11 protein-coding genes are annotated in these 15,443 nt (G+C 71.4%); 6 read left to right on the forward strand and 5 right to left on the reverse strand.

Going from position 1 to position 15,443, the window contains the following annotated elements:
• Positions 1-9: 9 nt before the first annotated feature.
• A complete protein-coding gene (locus tag H181DRAFT_RS09840) occupies positions 10-1,233 on the forward strand; it encodes an ABC transporter permease (protein WP_052708523.1) in 1,224 nt (407 codons plus the stop codon).
• Positions 1,234-1,372: 139 nt separating this feature from the next.
• Here the strand turns inward: H181DRAFT_RS09840 and sph are convergent, their stop codons facing one another.
• Positions 1,373-2,482, reverse strand: coding sequence for a sphingomyelin phosphodiesterase (gene sph, locus H181DRAFT_RS09845; RefSeq protein ID WP_078895622.1), 1,110 nt, complete (start codon positions 2,480-2,482; stop codon positions 1,373-1,375).
• A 448-nt stretch (positions 2,483-2,930) separates the two neighbouring features.
• Here sph and H181DRAFT_RS09850 point away from each other — a divergent pair, with 448 nt between their 5' ends.
• Positions 2,931-4,424, forward strand: coding sequence for an FG-GAP and VCBS repeat-containing protein (locus H181DRAFT_RS09850; protein ID WP_254666770.1), 1,494 nt, complete (start codon positions 2,931-2,933; stop codon positions 4,422-4,424).
• Positions 4,425-4,631: 207 nt separating this feature from the next.
• On the opposite strand, the gene H181DRAFT_RS09855 is transcribed toward H181DRAFT_RS09850, so the two are convergent.
• From H181DRAFT_RS09855 to H181DRAFT_RS09870, 4 genes are all read right to left on the reverse strand, one after another.
• On the reverse strand, positions 4,632-5,021 hold the full coding sequence (locus H181DRAFT_RS09855) for a peptidoglycan-binding domain-containing protein (protein ID WP_045863874.1): 390 nt from the start codon (positions 5,019-5,021) through the stop codon (positions 4,632-4,634).
• Positions 5,022-5,247: 226 nt separating this feature from the next.
• Positions 5,248-6,678 carry a lipase family protein gene (locus H181DRAFT_RS09860; protein ID WP_078895623.1) on the reverse strand — a complete coding sequence of 477 codons (1,431 nt, stop codon included), beginning with the start codon at positions 6,676-6,678 and terminating at the stop codon, positions 5,248-5,250.
• Positions 6,679-7,008: 330 nt separating this feature from the next.
• Positions 7,009-7,257 (reverse strand): WhiB family transcriptional regulator, encoded by a 249-nt coding sequence (locus tag H181DRAFT_RS09865; protein WP_045863875.1) that lies wholly within the window; start codon positions 7,255-7,257, stop codon positions 7,009-7,011.
• 311 nt (positions 7,258-7,568) lie between these two features.
• Positions 7,569-8,450, reverse strand: a complete 882-nt coding sequence (locus H181DRAFT_RS09870; protein ID WP_045863876.1) for an endonuclease/exonuclease/phosphatase family protein — start codon at positions 8,448-8,450, stop codon at positions 7,569-7,571.
• A 555-nt stretch (positions 8,451-9,005) separates the two neighbouring features.
• Here H181DRAFT_RS09870 and H181DRAFT_RS09875 point away from each other — a divergent pair.
• The 4 genes from H181DRAFT_RS09875 (at position 9,006) to alaS (ending at position 15,279) form a co-directional block, all read left to right on the forward strand.
• Positions 9,006-10,085: a cation diffusion facilitator family transporter gene (locus H181DRAFT_RS09875; protein ID WP_045863877.1), complete on the forward strand. Its 1,080-nt coding sequence runs from the start codon at positions 9,006-9,008 to the stop codon at positions 10,083-10,085.
• Between the two features lie 872 nt (positions 10,086-10,957).
• On the forward strand, positions 10,958-12,025 hold the full coding sequence (gene tsaD / locus H181DRAFT_RS09880; RefSeq protein WP_045863878.1) for a tRNA (adenosine(37)-N6)-threonylcarbamoyltransferase complex transferase subunit TsaD: 1,068 nt from the start codon (positions 10,958-10,960) through the stop codon (positions 12,023-12,025).
• The gene (locus tag H181DRAFT_RS09885) at positions 12,022-12,582 is read left to right on the forward strand and encodes a GNAT family N-acetyltransferase (RefSeq protein ID WP_045863879.1); all 561 of its coding nucleotides are present in this window, start codon (positions 12,022-12,024) and stop codon (positions 12,580-12,582) included. The genes tsaD and H181DRAFT_RS09885 overlap by 4 nt, the downstream gene beginning before the upstream one ends.
• 36 nt (positions 12,583-12,618) lie before the next feature.
• Positions 12,619-15,279, forward strand: coding sequence for an alanine--tRNA ligase (gene alaS / locus H181DRAFT_RS09890; RefSeq protein ID WP_045863880.1), 2,661 nt, complete (start codon positions 12,619-12,621; stop codon positions 15,277-15,279).
• Positions 15,280-15,443 lie beyond the last annotated feature (164 nt).

Below are 15,443 nucleotides of genomic sequence, written 5' to 3' on the forward strand. Positions count from 1 at the left end.
GTGACGTGCATGAGCGAGCACCACGAGCACAACGACCCGGGCTCCAGTGCGGACTCCGACCGCCCCTCTCCCGGATCGCCGCGGTCCGGCACGTCGCGGTCCGGCACGCCGCGATCCGGCACGTCCCACGGCCCGTCGCGGTCCGGCCCGTCGCGGTCCGGGTTCTGGCGCTCGCGGTGGCAGGCCTTCACCGGCTCCCCCTTCTTCCCGGCCTCCGTGCTGGTCCTGATCGTCGCCGCCGGGGCCGGGCTCTTCGCGGCCTCCTACACCTACGCCATGGCCGACCCGACCCCGCACGACATCCCCACCGCCGTCGTGGGCCGCGCCCAGGACGAACGGCAGGCGCGGGACTTCGTCACCGCCATGGAGAAGGGGCTCGGCTCCTCGCTGAAGCTGCACCGGTACGGGACGTACGCGGAGGCGGAGGAAGCGGTCGATGAGCAGAAGGTCTTCGCCGTCCTGCGGGTCGGAGCGGAGGGCGACGTGGTCATGGACCTCTCGGGTGCGGCGGGCGCCTCCGTGGCCGAAGTGCTGCGGTCGGCCGCCCCCAAGGCGGGCAAGGCGGCGGGCGTCGAAGTGACCGTCCGCGACCTGAAGCCGCTCGGGCGCGGCGACCCGCGCGGACTGACGATCTTCTACATCACCCTCGCCGCCGACATCATCGGCTTCATCGGCGCGATCCAGCTCCACGCCAACGTCCCGGGCCTCGCCAGGTGGCCCCGCCTGGCGGTCATCGCCGCGTACTCCCTGTTGGGCGGGTTCGTCATCGCGGCGATGGTGGGCTGGCTGCTGCGCGCGGTGCACCTGCCCTTCGTCCATTCCTGGGCGATTCTCTCGCTGACGATGTTTACCGCGGGCATGGTCTTCACGATGTTCAACACCCTCTTCGGGCGCTGGGCGATGATCCCGACCTGGTTCCTGCTGGTGCTGCTGGGCAACCCGTCGTCGGGCGGGGCGGTGTCGTGGCCGCTCCTGCCGTCTCTGCTGGGCACGGTCGGGCGGTGGCTCCCTCCGGGCGCCTCGGTCAACGCCCAGCACACCGCCGTGTACTTCCCGGGGAACGTGCACGTCTGGCCCTATCTGGTGCTGTCCGCCTGGGCGCTGGCGGGGATGACGGTCTTCCTCACCCTCGACGAGCGGCTGCGCGGGCAGTCCGCGGCGGAGGGACCGCCCGCCGCCGCGGACAGCGGCGGCTCCCAGGAGGGCACCGGCCGCCGGGAGGGCCCCGGTTGAACGTCCGAGGCCCCGGGCCGGGAGTGAGCAGCCCCGGGCCGGGAGTGAGCAGCCCCGGGCCGGGAGTGAGCGGCCCCCGGCCCGGGGGTTGAAGAGGCCCGGGCCGGGGGCCGACGTCAGCGGCGCCGATGCGGATGCGTCAGGAGGCCGGGCCCCCGATGACGGGGTAGTGGTCGGAGAGGTTGGTGAAGGTGCCCTCCTTCGACTCCCAGGGGGCGCTCACCTCCTTGATGACCTCGTTCTGCCAGCCCGCGGGGCGTGCGTGGCCGTTGCGGTGCAGGACGTAGTCCAGGTCGGAGCGGCTGCCGTTGTCGTTGCGCCCCTTCGCGATGGTGTTCTCCACGTGGTCCGACGAGTAGGGGTGGCCCGTACGGGCGTCCGCCGGCGCGAGGTCGGCGTTCGCCAGCATGGACGGGTACTCCTCGCCGCGCGAGTTCACGTTGAAGTCGCCCGCGACCATGACCTGTTCGTCGGCGGGGATGGACTTGCCGTCGAGGAAGGAGTCGATCGCCTTGAGCTGGTCCGCGCGGATCTCCTGCGGCTCGCCGTCACCGCACGCCGAGTCCCCCGCCTGGAGGTGCGTGCCGACGACGTGCACCTTGGCGCCGTTCACGTCGAGTACGGCGTACGCGAAGCCCTTGTTGGAGAGGTAGTCCGCACCGCAGCCGTGGTCGTAGACCCACTGCTCCTTGTGGACGATCGGCCACTTGCTGAAGATCGTCACCCCGCCGTCCTCCGGAGCGATGTCGGACCAGGAGCCGCCGGTCGCGTCCCAGCCGTCCTTGCTCCGCCCGATCACCGGAGTCTGGTGCGGGTACTGGGCTTTCGCCTTCTCCTGGACGGTGTCGGACGAGCCGTTGTCGAAGGCCTCCTGGAGGACGACGACGTCGTGGCCCTGGAAGAAGTCGGCGTCCGGGATGGCGTCGGCCCTGTGGTCCTGGCCCCAGTCGGGATAGATGAGCTTGTGGAAGAGGAAGGTGTTGTAGCTGAGCACCTTCAGGGCGGGCGTGTCGGCGGCTTCCGCCTTTCCGGCAGCCTCCGCCTTCCCGGCCTCCTCCGCCTTTCCGGCAGCCGTTGGGGCGCTGGTGCCCTCGGCGGACGAAGCGGGCGCCGCCTGGGGCGGTGCGTCGGGAAGCGAGGCGTTCGCGGAGGAACCGCTCGCGACGAGGGTGACTGCGGCCAGCGCGCCGATGGTTGCGAGGCTCTGAGCGCGAAGGAGCTTCCGTACCCGGCGGCTTGAGGGTGGCATGTCGTCTCCCGTGGGGGTGGGGGATCAGTCCTTCGCCATGTAAGCAGATCGGTTACCAGGAGGTAACCGGTTCGGCGTCATCTGCCGGCTTCTGCTGTGCGCCCCCGGCTTCGGGCCGCAGCGGTCGCTCCCGGCCCCGTCTGCCCGCTCCCCCGCGGCCGTTGCGGCACGCCCGGCCGGCCGTTCGCCCGGTGAGCACGGCCGTCCTGCTGCCGTGCGCTGCCGCGGCCGGTCTCCGCCCCGCGTGCGCCACGGACGGAACGGCGTACGCCAACGCCCTGTACGGCGTACGCAAGGGACGGGAACGGCCTACGCCAACGGACGGAAACGATCCGCAAGTTGACGGATGATCCGCGCAACCGTTCGCGGGTTCCGCGTGTCTCACTTCCGAACCGCCATATCGGGGGGACTTGGAGGAGTTATGCGCGTTCGACGGCTTTGTGCGGCCGTGGTGGGAGCGGGGGTCGCTCTCGCGGGAGCGGCCGTCTCCGGTGCGGGTACGGCGTCCGCCGCCGGAGCGTCCGCGGCGGGGGCCGGAACGGTGGCCGCCGCGGCCGAAGCCCCCTCCGCGAAGTCCGTGCGGGAGGACTTCGACGGAGACGGACACCAGGACGTCGCCACGGCCGCCTCCGAGGCGACCGTCTCCGGGCAGGCCAGGGCGGGATACATCGTCGTCACGTACGGCACGGCGAAGGGGCCGGACCCCTCGTCGACCACGCTCATCAGCCAGAACACCGCCGGAGTGCCCGGCACGGCGGAGAGCGACGACCGCTTCGGCCAGAAGATCGTCGCCCGCGACCTCGACGGCGACGGCCTCACCGACCTCGCGGTGCGCAGCTCCGGCGAGTCGGTCACCGCGACGAACAGCTACGGCACCGTGACCGTCCTGTGGGGGCGCGCCGGCGGCCTCACCGGGCAGGGCGCCACGACGATCGAGGCGCCGGAGGGGACGAGCGGCTGGCAGGTCGGCGACGACCTCGCGGCGGGCGACTTCAACGGCGACGGCGACGCGGACCTCGTCATGCGGCACGGCGACGACTGGGAGTTCCGCTCGCTGCTGGCCGGCCCGTTCACCCGCTCCGGCGAGCCCGCGGACGAGCAGCGGGTCGACATGCACAGCACCGACAACTCGATCTCGTCCGTGGCTTCCGGCGACATGACGGGCGACGGGATCGACGACCTCGCCACGTTCTACTCCTGGCAGAACCACGCCGAGGGCGGCAAGTTCTGGCGCGGCACCGCCTCGGGCCTCTCCACGAGCCCGGCTCCGCTGGACTCCGCCGACACGGCGGTCGTCGGCGACTTCGACAAGGACGGCAAGGGCGACCTCGCGATCCGCACGGTCCCCGGCGGGATCACCGAGAACCTTCCCTACGACGCCGGGACGGTGAAGGTCCACTACGGGACGTCGAGCGGTCCGAGCAGCACGCGCGTCAAGACGATCACGCAGAACACGGCCGGCGTTCCCGGAGTCAGCGAGAAGGGCGACCAGTTCGGCGCCCGGCTCGACGCGGGGGACGTCACCGGCGACGGCTACGCCGACCTGGCGGTGGGGGTGCCCTTCGAAGCCATCGGGACGAAGCCCGCGGCGGGCGCGGTGGTGCTCCTCGAGGGCCGCTCCGGCGGGCTGAGCGGCACCGGTGCGCAGGCCTTCCACCAGGACACCTCGAAGATCCCCGGCGTCGCGGAGGCCGGCGACCGGTTCGGGGGAGCCGTGCACCTGCTCGACGTCGACGGCGACTCGCGGGCCGAACTCGCCGTCGCCGCACCGGAGGAGAACGGCACCGGCGCCGTCTGGTCGCTGCGCGGCACCTCGTCCGGCCTGACCGCGGCGGGTTCGCTCGCCTTCAACCCCGTCGACCTGCAACTGCCCGCTGCGGGCGCCCGGTTCGGGTCCGGTTTCGCCAACGAGAACGGCACGTACCTCTACCCGCCGGACTGACGAGCTCGGCCGGCCGGGTCTCGCCGTCCCAGCACCCGGCCGGCCGGTCACGGCCTGAGCGATGCGCGGCTGCGGTGCCCGCGTATCGCTCAGGCCTCACTCACGGGACCGAACCCGCGTACCCGCCCGGGTGTGTCTCACGGCATCCGCGTACAGCCGCGGTCTCCCTCACGTGACGGGCCGCGCGGGACTTGCTCACCGGCGGTCTCAGCAGACGCGGCCGCTGTTGATGAACCGCTCCATCGCGGACCACGTCGTCGCCCCCACGACTCCGTCCGACGGGAGACCGGCGCAGCGCTGGAACTGACCGACGCGGATCTCGGTCTTCTGGTCGAAGGTGCCGCTGACCTCGATGATGTCGTCGATGATCAAGGTGTGCAGCAGGTAGCACTGCGCCTGCTTGACGGCGGGGCCGGTGTCTCCGAGCTGGAGGGCGGGCTTCGCGGCCGAGTAGTGGCAGGGGTTCGCGGCCTTGCCGGCCGGTGCCTCCTGTGCGTGCGCGGTGCCGGAGCCGGCCGCGCCGATCGTGAGGGCCAGTACGGCGGTCGCGGCGGCCGAGGCCGCCTTCGCCGCGGATCTGGGGCGTCTGAGCTTCACCGGTTCCTCTCAGGTCACGGAACCCGACGCGGCGGACGTACCGGAGTTCGTCGCCGGTTACCGCCGCCGCGCCGGAAGGACGCCCAAGTGTCCTGTGCGCATGGGCGGTTGACCAGAGGGTGATCAGCCGGTCGCCCGGTCGCCCCACTCGCCCGGTCGTATGCGGCACGGGGGACTACCGCGGGCGCCGCCCGTGCCGGACCGGGTCGCAGTGTGCCGGAACCCGTCACCGCTTGCCGGGCAGAGCCGCGCAGCCGGAGGGCGCCGCGTCGCCCGAGAGGCGGTCCGTCAGCCACGAGACGGCCTTGCCCTGGTCCGTGATGAGGGGGACGAGGTGGTTGGTGAGGAGCTTGTCGCCGAGATTCGGCAGCTCGATCGCCTCGTACGTGACGTTCCCGCCCTGGCGGCACCAGTCCACGGCCAGCCGGCGGGCCTGCTCGTGGGGGACGATGTCGTCCTGGACGCCGGTCGCCACCCGCACCGGACCCGCGGGCCTGCGGTCGCCGACGCGCTGGTCGTCGAGGACGGCCTGCGCCTCCGGCTCGGCGGCGATGATCTCGCCGAGCGACTTGCCGCTCTCCGTCCACTTGCCGCTCCGGGTGAAGCCGTACCGGAAGATCGCGTCGCCGACGCACATGGTGGAGAGGTCCTTCAGCGCGTCGCGGCCGGTGGCGTTGACGTTGGCCTCGACGATGTCGCGCACGTCGGCGTCGGACTGGGCGAAGCCGTTGACCGACCAGCCCAGCGCTCCCGCCAGGGCGCTGCCGTCGATCCCCTTCATGACCTCGGTCAAGTCCGCCGGCGGCGCGCCCGAGTAGGTTCCCGCCAGCTCGATCTCGGGAGCGTACGTGGGCTGGAGTTCCGCCGCCGCGGCGCTCGCTCCGCCGCCCTGGCTGTACCCGTACAGCCCGACGCGCGACCCGGGAGTGACCGACGCCCCGGGCACCGAGCGTGCGGCGCGGGCGGCGTCGAGCAGGGCGTGCGCCTGGTCGACGCGGTTGACGTACGTGTGGAGCCGGTCGGTCGTACCGAGCCCGGCGTAGTCGGTCACCACGACCGCCGCGCCCTTGGAGAGGAGGCGGTAGACCGCCAGGTCCTCGTACGCGACGGAGACGGTCCGGCCGTTCAGGGTCAGCGGATGCTCCAGCGCCAGCGAGGGCGCGCACTGGTCTCCCTGCCCCATGGTGCCCGATGCCAGAGCCACGAGCGGCCGCGGCCCCTCGCCCTTCCACTCGGCCGACGGCTCGATGTACGCGCCGCTCACCGCGACCGGACTCCCGTTGGAATCCGTGGACTTGTACATCAGCCGGGTCGCCGTTCCCGGCATCGGGCGGCCGTCCGGACCGGGCAGGGAGAGCCCGAGCGGCAGCGGTTCGTGGCGGACCAACTCGCCGTCCCGATCGGGGAGTTCGGAAGGCGGGTCGTAGAACTCCGGAATGGTCGCTCCCCGGGAGGCCACGGACTCGGACCCTTCGGCGGCGGAGGCGGGCACGGCACACAGAGCCGCACAGGCCGCCGCGGCGACAGCGAGTCCCCAGACCCGCACGCTGCCTGCGCGCCGGCGTGTACGGGGGAGACGGCCGGAGCCGGAGCCCCCGCGGGCCCCCGGACGCGCGGTGCCGCGGGCGGAACACGAACGGGTGCTCTCGGGGCTCATCGCTCACTCCTCGCTGCGCTCCGGTGGGATGCGCGCAAGCTAGCAGCGAGGGCTTACCGCAAGTAACCCGGCGGTAAGTTACGCGTTGGTAAAGGCTTGTTCCTCCGCGTCCTCCGTGTCCTCCGCGTCCTTGGCGTCCTTCGCCTCACCGCGTGCCGCCCCCTCGGGGACGGGAGCGCCGGAAGCACCTGCCGTCCGCCCGGCGACGCGCTTCCGTACGCCGACGCGCTTCCGTACGCCGACGCGCTGCCGTCCGCGGACGCGCGTCCGTCCGGCGACCCCCGGGAGCGGACCTCGCCCGGCGAGGCGCCGCCGGCGGAGGAGTGCGCGTCACTGGTTCACTCGGCGGGCGGCCCTGCGGTTGCGGCGCCTGAGGGCCTGCCGTTCGGTCTCGGACAGCCCGCCCCACACTCCGTAGTGCTGGTCGGCCCCCGCTTCCAGACACCGCTCGATGACAGGGCAGCGACGGCAGACCGCCTTGGCCTCCTCGGCCTGCAGAACGGCCGGCCCGGTGGTGCCGATCGGAAAGAACAGCTCGGGGTCCTCGTCCCGGCAGGCGGCGTCCAGCATCCAGTCCACGGGTCTCTCCTCTCAGTCGATTCGCTTTGCTTCTTCACGTACGGGGCCCGGGGCCGACCCCGTCGAGGGGCACGGATCAGTGCGGGCGCATGCGCCGGAAGACCGTGACGCCCGGGAGCGGCGACGGGCCCGCAGCGGACGCCGCCGAACCACAGTCCGGGGCCCGGGACTTCCGGCTGGCGGCCTCCGAGTCCCGTCCTCTGCCTCCGAGTTCCGTCCCCCGAGTCCCGTCCTCCGAGCTCCGGCTTCCGAGCACTGGCTTCCGGGTGCCCGCTTCCGGATGCTTCAGCGCGGCAGTTCCGGAAGGCCGCTCATGCCGCTCCGGCAGATCTCCCGGAGAACGAGTGGGCAGCGGGCCCCGACCGTCGAGTGCGCGGGGGCAGGGTCAACTCGGCGAAGACGCCGTAGTGGTCGCTGGCCTGCGTGCCCGCCACGGGTTCCACGAAGACTCTTCGGCAGTCCGTGACGCGCAGCGTGGGCGGCCCGTCGCTATCGCAGCGCACCATCACGTAGTCGATCCGGCGAGGCGGTTCCACCTCCGACTGGCCTTCGGCGGCAAGGACGTTGTCCCCGGGCGAGAACGTGTGCCCCGGCTCGCCCGGATGGAGCGCGTCCCACGCGTCGCGGTAGGCCACGCTGACGCCCTCCAGGGACTGCCGGCCCGTCCAGAACCGGATGCTCGCGGACTCCGGCTCGGCGTCGAAGTCGCCGAGCAGCACCACATGTTGGCCGTCCCGGGCGAAGCCCTCGACGAGCCGGGCGCACTCCACGGCCTGCAGTTCGCGTTCACGTTCACAGCCGTAGGGCCAGCTCGGCTTGTGGTGGGCGACCACGAAGGTGCCCAGCGGTCCGGGCGCGTGGATCTCCGCTACGACCACGCCGCACCAGGGCGTCTGCTTGGTCCGCTCCGTGACCTGGAGATCGTCGGAGCGGACTTCACCCACGGGCCAGCGGCTCGCCAGCGCGGCACCGACGCCGTCCTCACCCCAGCGCGGATGCGCGGCGATGTGCCAGCCGCCTCCGAGCAGGTCCTCCACGTCGTCGATCCCGGCCTCGCTGCCCACCTCCTGAAGGGCGACGAGGTCCGGCTGCAACGCCCGGATGCCCTCCCGGATCACGTCCCGCCGGTGCGGTCCGTCGGCTTGCCGAAGATCCAGGACGTTCATCGTCGTCACGCGAAGCTGATCGGTCATGTGTACCCAAGTCGTTCGGTGCCCGGCGGAGTTCGCGGTATCCGGCACGCACCGTCGGCAGTCCGGCGGTTCCGCACACCCGGGTTCACTCTCGCCGGTACCCGCGAACAACGGTCTGATGCGTTCGCCCTCCGGCCGAGCCGCGCACGGGCTGCGGAGACAGGCGACGGCGCACCCTTGAGAAGCGCCGGCGGCGAACACGGCGAGCGGCCTCTTGAGATGCTGATGGACGCGCCTCGGCGCTCTCGACGCTCTCCGCGCGCGTCGCCCTTCGCGGCGCGGCGGAGCGTCAAGGCGCCCACGGACACGGTCAGTTGCTGCTCGGCAGTCGCAGCCGGACGCGGTGCGGGCACGGGACGGCCTCACTGACGGGAGCGGGACCGGGCCCGATCGGCGCGCGGTCTCACGAGCGGGTCTCCGGCAGCTCCGCCCCCGGTCGGAGCTTGATACCCCAGCTTGATACCCCCCGAGGGTAGTTGCGAACGTATCGCAGCTGGTCGGAGTAGGTATGACGGCTGTGGCTGCAATGGGCTCCTTGTGCCACGGTGGCCTGTCATGGAGGGGAAACAGCACGACCACATCACTGACCACGGACACGGTGGCGGGTCCCGCACAGCAAGACTTCGGCACCGGCTTGCGCACGTCTTGACGCCGCACGGTCACGAGTCCACCGACAAGGTGGACGCGGCGATGGAGACCTCCCGGGAGGGGATGCGCACGCTGTGGATATCCGTCGCCGTCCTCGGCCTCACCACCCTGATCCAAGCGGTCATCGTCGCCCTGTCGGGCTCGGTCGCCCTGCTCGGGGACACCATCCACAACGCTGCGGACGCGCTGACCGCCGTGCCACTGGCCATCGCTTTCATGCTCGGGCGGCGAGCGGCCAACCGCCGCTACACCTACGGCTACGGGCGCGCCGAGGACCTCGCCGGCATCCTCATCGTCGCCACCATCGCCGCCTCCGCGGCCCTCGCCGCATGGGCGGCGCTGGACCGGCTGTTGAACCCCCGCGACATCACCCACCTGTGGGCAGTCGCCGCCGCGGCCCTGACGGGATTCCTGGGCAACGAGTGGGTCGCCCGCTACCGCATCCGCACCGGGCGGCGGATCGGTTCAGCCGCTCTCGTCGCCGATGGACTGCATGCCCGCACCGACGGTTTCACGTCCCTCGCCGTCCTCTTCGGCGCCGGCGGCGCCGCCCTCGGCTGGCGGTACGCGGACCCGGTCATCGGTCTGCTCATCACCGCCGCCATCCTGTCCGTCCTCAAGGACGCGGCACGAGAGGTGTACCGGCGTCTGATGGACTCCGTCGACCCCCACCTGGTCGAGCGAGCCGAGGACGCCCTGCGTGACGTCGACGGCGTGCGGGGTGTGGGCCAGGTGCGAATGCGCTGGATCGGCCACGCCCTGCGTGCGGAGGCCGACATCGTCGTCGACCCGTACCTGACCGTCGTGACCGCGCATCGGCTGGCCGTCGAGGCCGAACACGCCTTGATCCATGCCGTACCCCGGCTGACCGCCGCGACCGTGCACACCGATCACACCCCCGCCGGCGGCGACCCGCACGCGCCCCTCAGGCACCACTCGCAGGGACTGACCGGTCACCGCCGGCGCAGCGACGACCTGGTGGGCTGACTCAACCCCCGGTGCTGCCCATCGAGTTGATCCAGCAAGGCTGCCGGCCCTTCAGACCTGCCCTCGCCACCATGGCGCGTCCGGGTTGTCGTACCGAATGACCTTGGCCCTCGTGAGGATCCTGTCGTCAAGAGACCGCACAAGTGCGCGCAGTTCGCGTGCGCTCTTCTTCGGCAGGGCGTGAAGCACTGCTTCGAGGTGATCGCGGGCAAGGCCGGGGTCACAGCCGCATTCGGGGATCTCGCAGCGAGTTGCCAAGAACGGGTCTGTGACTCGTCGGAGTGGGCCGTGCGCCAGAGTTCGCCAGTGCCGGAACGCCCTGGCCGTCGAGTCGGGCCGGAAGCGGGCCCGTTCGAGCCGGCGCAGGTCGGCTGCGCACGATCCTGACAGGTGGTCGATGGACGGATGGCGACGGCGACCGCGGATGCGTTGAGGCAAGGCGCCGCGCACGGCTGAGGGGCGCCTACGCGGCATAGCCCTTTCGGTAGTCGGTCATGCGGCCAACGTACAACGCGGACCGCCGCCGTTGCCGTCGGAATCGGCGTCATCCGGCGCACGCGAAAGCCCCCCCCCGAGCGAACTCGACGGGGGCTTTTCGCTGTTCATCTGCGGTGGCTGGGGCCGGGGTCGAACCGGCGACCTTCCGCTTTTCAGGCGGAGGAGGAAGGGGGGATTGACACTCGTGCCTGGTTCAGGGCTGCGCTGACGTCTGTCGGTGCCGTCGATGTCCGCGCTCGTTGGCGTCAACACTGGCGTCAGCCATGCCTGCCCGCAGACCGTGTCCGTGCTGCCCCCGGGCACGGGGCCCCGACTCCTGGGGGCTTGTTGCATATACTTTGCAATAACGATCTAGCTGCAAGAAGGGTGCGGCCGTGGCCTCAGGAGTGGTGCTCGGTATCGAGTCGTCCTGCGACGAGACGGGTGCGGGACTGGTGCAGGACGGGCGTCTGCTGGGGCATGCGCTCGCATCGAGCATGGACGAGCACGCACGCTTCGGCGGAGTGGTGCCGGAGATCGCCGCACGCGCCCATGTCCAGGCCATCCAGCACGTGATCCGTCAGGCGCTCGATGAAGCGGGCCTGGCATTCACGGATATCGGGGCCGTCGCGGTGACGACGGGACCAGGGCTCTCAGGGGCCCTTCAGGTCGGCGTCGCGGCGGCGAAGGGCCTCGCGTACGGACTGGGAGTGCCGCTCCACGGCGTGCATCATCTGGCGGGCCATGTGGCCGCCGACACGCTGGAACACGGGGCATTGCCCGACCCGTGCATGGTGCTGATCGTCTCAGGTGGCCACACCTCGCTGCTGCTCGTCCGCGACCTGGTGCGTGAGCCGATCGTGCATCTGGGCGACACCCTGGACGATGCAGCGGGTGAGTGCTTCGACAAGGTCGCCCGCGTCTTCGGCCTCCCTTACCCGGGCGGCCCGGCCATCGACAGAGCGGCGCGGGACGGCGATCCCACGGCGGTGTCGTTCCCGCGGCCGTTGACGGGCCCCCGGGACGATCCGTACGCGTTCTCCTTCTCCGGGCTGAAGACCGCCGCCGCCCGCTGGACCGAGCGCCTACGCAGCAACGGGAAGGCGCTGCCCGTCGCGGACGGAGCGGCAGCGCTTCAGGAGGCTGTCGCCGACGTGCTGACCCGCAAGGCCCTCATCGCGTGCGAGGACCACGGTGTGGACACGCTCGTGGTGGTCGGCGGGGTCGCCGCCAACTCCCGGGTGCGGGCCCTGGCGGAGGAGCGCTGTCGTACGGCGGGAATCACGCTGCGCGTACCGCCCATGCGTCTGTGCACCGACAACGGCGCGATGATCGCCGCCGTCGGTGACCTGCTGGTCCGTGCCGACTCTCCCCCGGCGCCGCTCGATGTATCCATCGACCCATCGGCGCCTTTGGAGTTCGCCGCACTCCGTCCGACGACTGGAGCGCGGGCCGCCGTATGACCACAGAGGTGCGCCGCGTCGACGCGGACACGTTGCTGTCGTACGCGGACGGGATACGGGGGATCTACCTGGACGCGTTCGGCTCGCCGCCCTGGGACGAGAGCGCCGAACGGGCCGCGGCATATCTGAAGCGCCTCGCCAGCGACGTCGAAAGGCCCGGATTCGCCGCAGCGTTGGCCCTGAACGGCGCACGTCTGCTGGGCTTCGCCGTCGGCTGGACGACGCCCACGCCCTTCCCATCCGGACGCTGCTATCCCCAAGTGGCCGCGGCTCTCGGTCCCTTGCGTACCGAGGAGTGGCTCTGCGGCGGTATGGAGGTCGACGAGCTCGCGGTGGGCACCGCAGCACGAGGTCGCGGCGTGGGAACCGCGCTGCTGGAGGCCGTGACGACCGCCGCAGCGGACGGCCGTTGCTGGCTCCTCACGTCCGTCCGAGCCGACTCCGCGCTGCGCTTCTACCGGCGGCTCGGTTGGCGTCAGGCGACCCACCCTGCTCCGGCCGGGCGGGGAGTCGCCGCCTTCCTCGGCCCCGGGCATCCCGCCGAACTCCCCTTCTGACCGCTGCCGACCGCTATTGACCGCCCCGGAGTCACCTTGCGCACCGCCGAGATCCGCACCCGCTTCCTCGACTACTTCGCCGAACACGGGCACACCGTGGTTCCCAGCGCTCCGCTGCCCACGCCGGACCCGACGCTGCTGTTCGTCAACGCCGGCATGGTGCCGTTCAAGCCCTACCTGACCGGTGAGACGGCCGCTCCGTGGCCGCGAGCGGCAAGCGTGCAGAAGTGTGTACGCACGCTGGACATCGAGGAAGTCGGACGCACCACCCGGCACGGCTCGTTCTTCCAGATGAACGGCAACTTCTCCTTCGGCGACTACTTCAAGGAAGAGGCCATCGCCTTCGCCTGGGAACTGTCGACCACGCCCGTCTCCGACGGCGGATACGGCCTGGAACCGGACCGGATCTGGGTGACCGTCCACCACACCGACGACGAGGCACGCCGCCTCTGGCAGCGCGTCGCCGGCTTGCCGCACGAGCGGATCGTCTCCCGCGGGGATGAGGACAACTACTGGTCCATGGGCGTTCCCGGGCCCTGCGGTCCCTGCTCGGAGCTGTACTACGACCGCGGCCCCGAACTCGGAGCCGCAGGGGGTCCGGACGTCGACGAGGACCGGTACATGGAGTTCTGGAACCTCGTCTTCATGCAGTACGAACGGGGCGAGGGCCACGGCAAGTCCGGCTACCCGATCCTCGGCGAACTGCCGAGCCGCAACATCGACACCGGTATGGGCCTGGAACGCATGGCCACGCTCCTGCAAGGCGTCGACAACCTCTACGAGATCGACGAGACCCGGCCCGTCCTCGACCGTGCAGCCCAACTCGCCGGTGTGGCTTACGGGGCCGACGAGGAAGCCGACGTTCGGCTGCGCGTCGTCGCCGACCACGTGCGCACAGCGCTGATGCTCCTCGCCGACGGCACCACCCCGGGCAACGAGGGCCGCGGGTACGTCCTGCGCCGCATCCTGCGCCGCGCCGTGCGGTCCATGCGTCTGCTCGGGCACCACGACGACCCGGCCCTGCCCGAACTGCTGCCCGTGGCCCGCGACTGCATGGCGCCCAGCTACCCCGATGTCGCGGACTCCTTCGACCGGATCGCCGACCAGGCCTACGCCGAGGAAGACGCGTTCCGCTCAACTCTCCGGCAGGGCACCACGATCCTCGACACCGCCGTCGCCGAGGTGCGGGAGAAGGGGGAGAACAGGCTGCCCGGCTCACAGGCATTCCTGCTGCACGACACCTACGGCTTTCCCATCGACCTGACCCTGGAGATGGCCGCCGAACAGGGCGTAACCGTCGACCGTGAGGGCTTCACCGCCCTGATGGAGCAGCAACGCGAGCGCGCGCGTGCCGATGCCCGGTCCCGCAAGTCCGGTGGCACGGCGGACACTTCCGCCCTGCGCGCCGTGCTCGACGAACACGGCGCCACGGACTGGCGTGCCTGGGACACGCTCGCGACCGACTCCCGTGTCCTCGCTCTGCTCGGCCCCCAGGGATCGCAGCCCGTCGCCCGCACGGGAGAGATCGTCACGGTAGTCCTGGACCGCACCCCCTTCTACGCCGAATCCGGCGGGCAGGAGAGCGACGCGGGACACCTCGCCGGAGCATCCGTGGAGGCCGACGTCCTCGACGTGCAACGCCCCCTCCCCGGACTCGTCGTCCACCAAGTCCGCATCACCGCAGGAGAACTGGCCGTCACCGACCTGGTTCACGCAGAGGTCGATCCCGAATGGCGCCTCGGCGCGCGGCAGGCGCACTCGGGCACACATGTCCTCCATGCCGCCCTGCGCGAGATCCTCGGCCCCGGCGCCCTGCAGTCCGGCTCCTACAACCGCCCCGGCCACCTCCGCCTCGACTTCCCCTGGCGCGGCGCGCTGTCCGCATCCGCCCGAAGCGAGATCGAGGACGCCGCCAACCGCGCACTGCGCCGCGATCTGCCCGTGGACGTGCGGTGGATGACGTTGTCCGAGGCGAAGGAGCTCGGGGCACTCGCGCTCTTCGACGAGACCTACGGCGAGCAGGTGCGGGTCGTCGAGATCGGGGGAGCCTGGTCCCGTGAGCTGTGCGGCGGCACCCACGTCGCCCACGCCTCCCAGGTGGGAGTCGTCGCCCTGACCGGCGAGTCCTCCGTCGGCGCCGGCATGCGCCGCCTCGAAGCAGCCGTCGGCAGCGAGGGGTTCGGCCACCTGGCACGAGAGCGCGACCTCGTCACCCGCATCGCCGAACAACTGGGCGCCCCTCGTGCCGAGCTCCCCGACCGCATCGCCACACTCCTCGACCGCCTCAAGGCCGCCGACCAGGAGAACCAGCGTCTGCGCGAGCGCGCAAACGATGCCCGAGCAGCCGAACTGGCTGCCGACAGCAGGGAGGTCGCTGGCACACGTCTGGCCACATCGGTGATCGACGGAGACGGTTCCGCAGCGCGGCAGATGGCACAGGCCGTGCGCGACAAGCTCGCCCAGGACCGGCCCGGCATCGCCGCCATCGGGGCACGCGACGGCGACAAGGGCCTGATGGCCGTCGCCCTCACCCCTGCTGCCCGTACAGCCGGGCTCTCCGCGAACGCCCTGGTCAAGGAAGCTCTCCAGGGCCGAGGCGGCGGCAACGACGAGGTCGCCCAGGGCGGCGGCATCCCCGCAGGTCAACTCGGTGAATTGCTCTGCAAGTTGGTCGACGCGCTAACAGCGACGAGGTGAACCGGGCCGATCGCTGGAACCGTCCCGGCCGTTCGCCGTCGTACCACTGCGCCAAGAGGGGAGAACGCCGCGGACGCCCTCGCCTCCAGGGGGAACAACCTTCCTGCCACTACCCTTCACCTGCGTACCGTGTGCAACAAGTGGCCCGAGCTAAGGAGCCGAAG

The sequence above is a fragment of the Streptomyces sp. WMMB 714 genome (assembly GCF_900090125.1).
GTDB classification, from domain to species: Bacteria; Actinomycetota; Actinomycetes; order Streptomycetales; family Streptomycetaceae; genus Streptomyces; species Streptomyces daqingensis.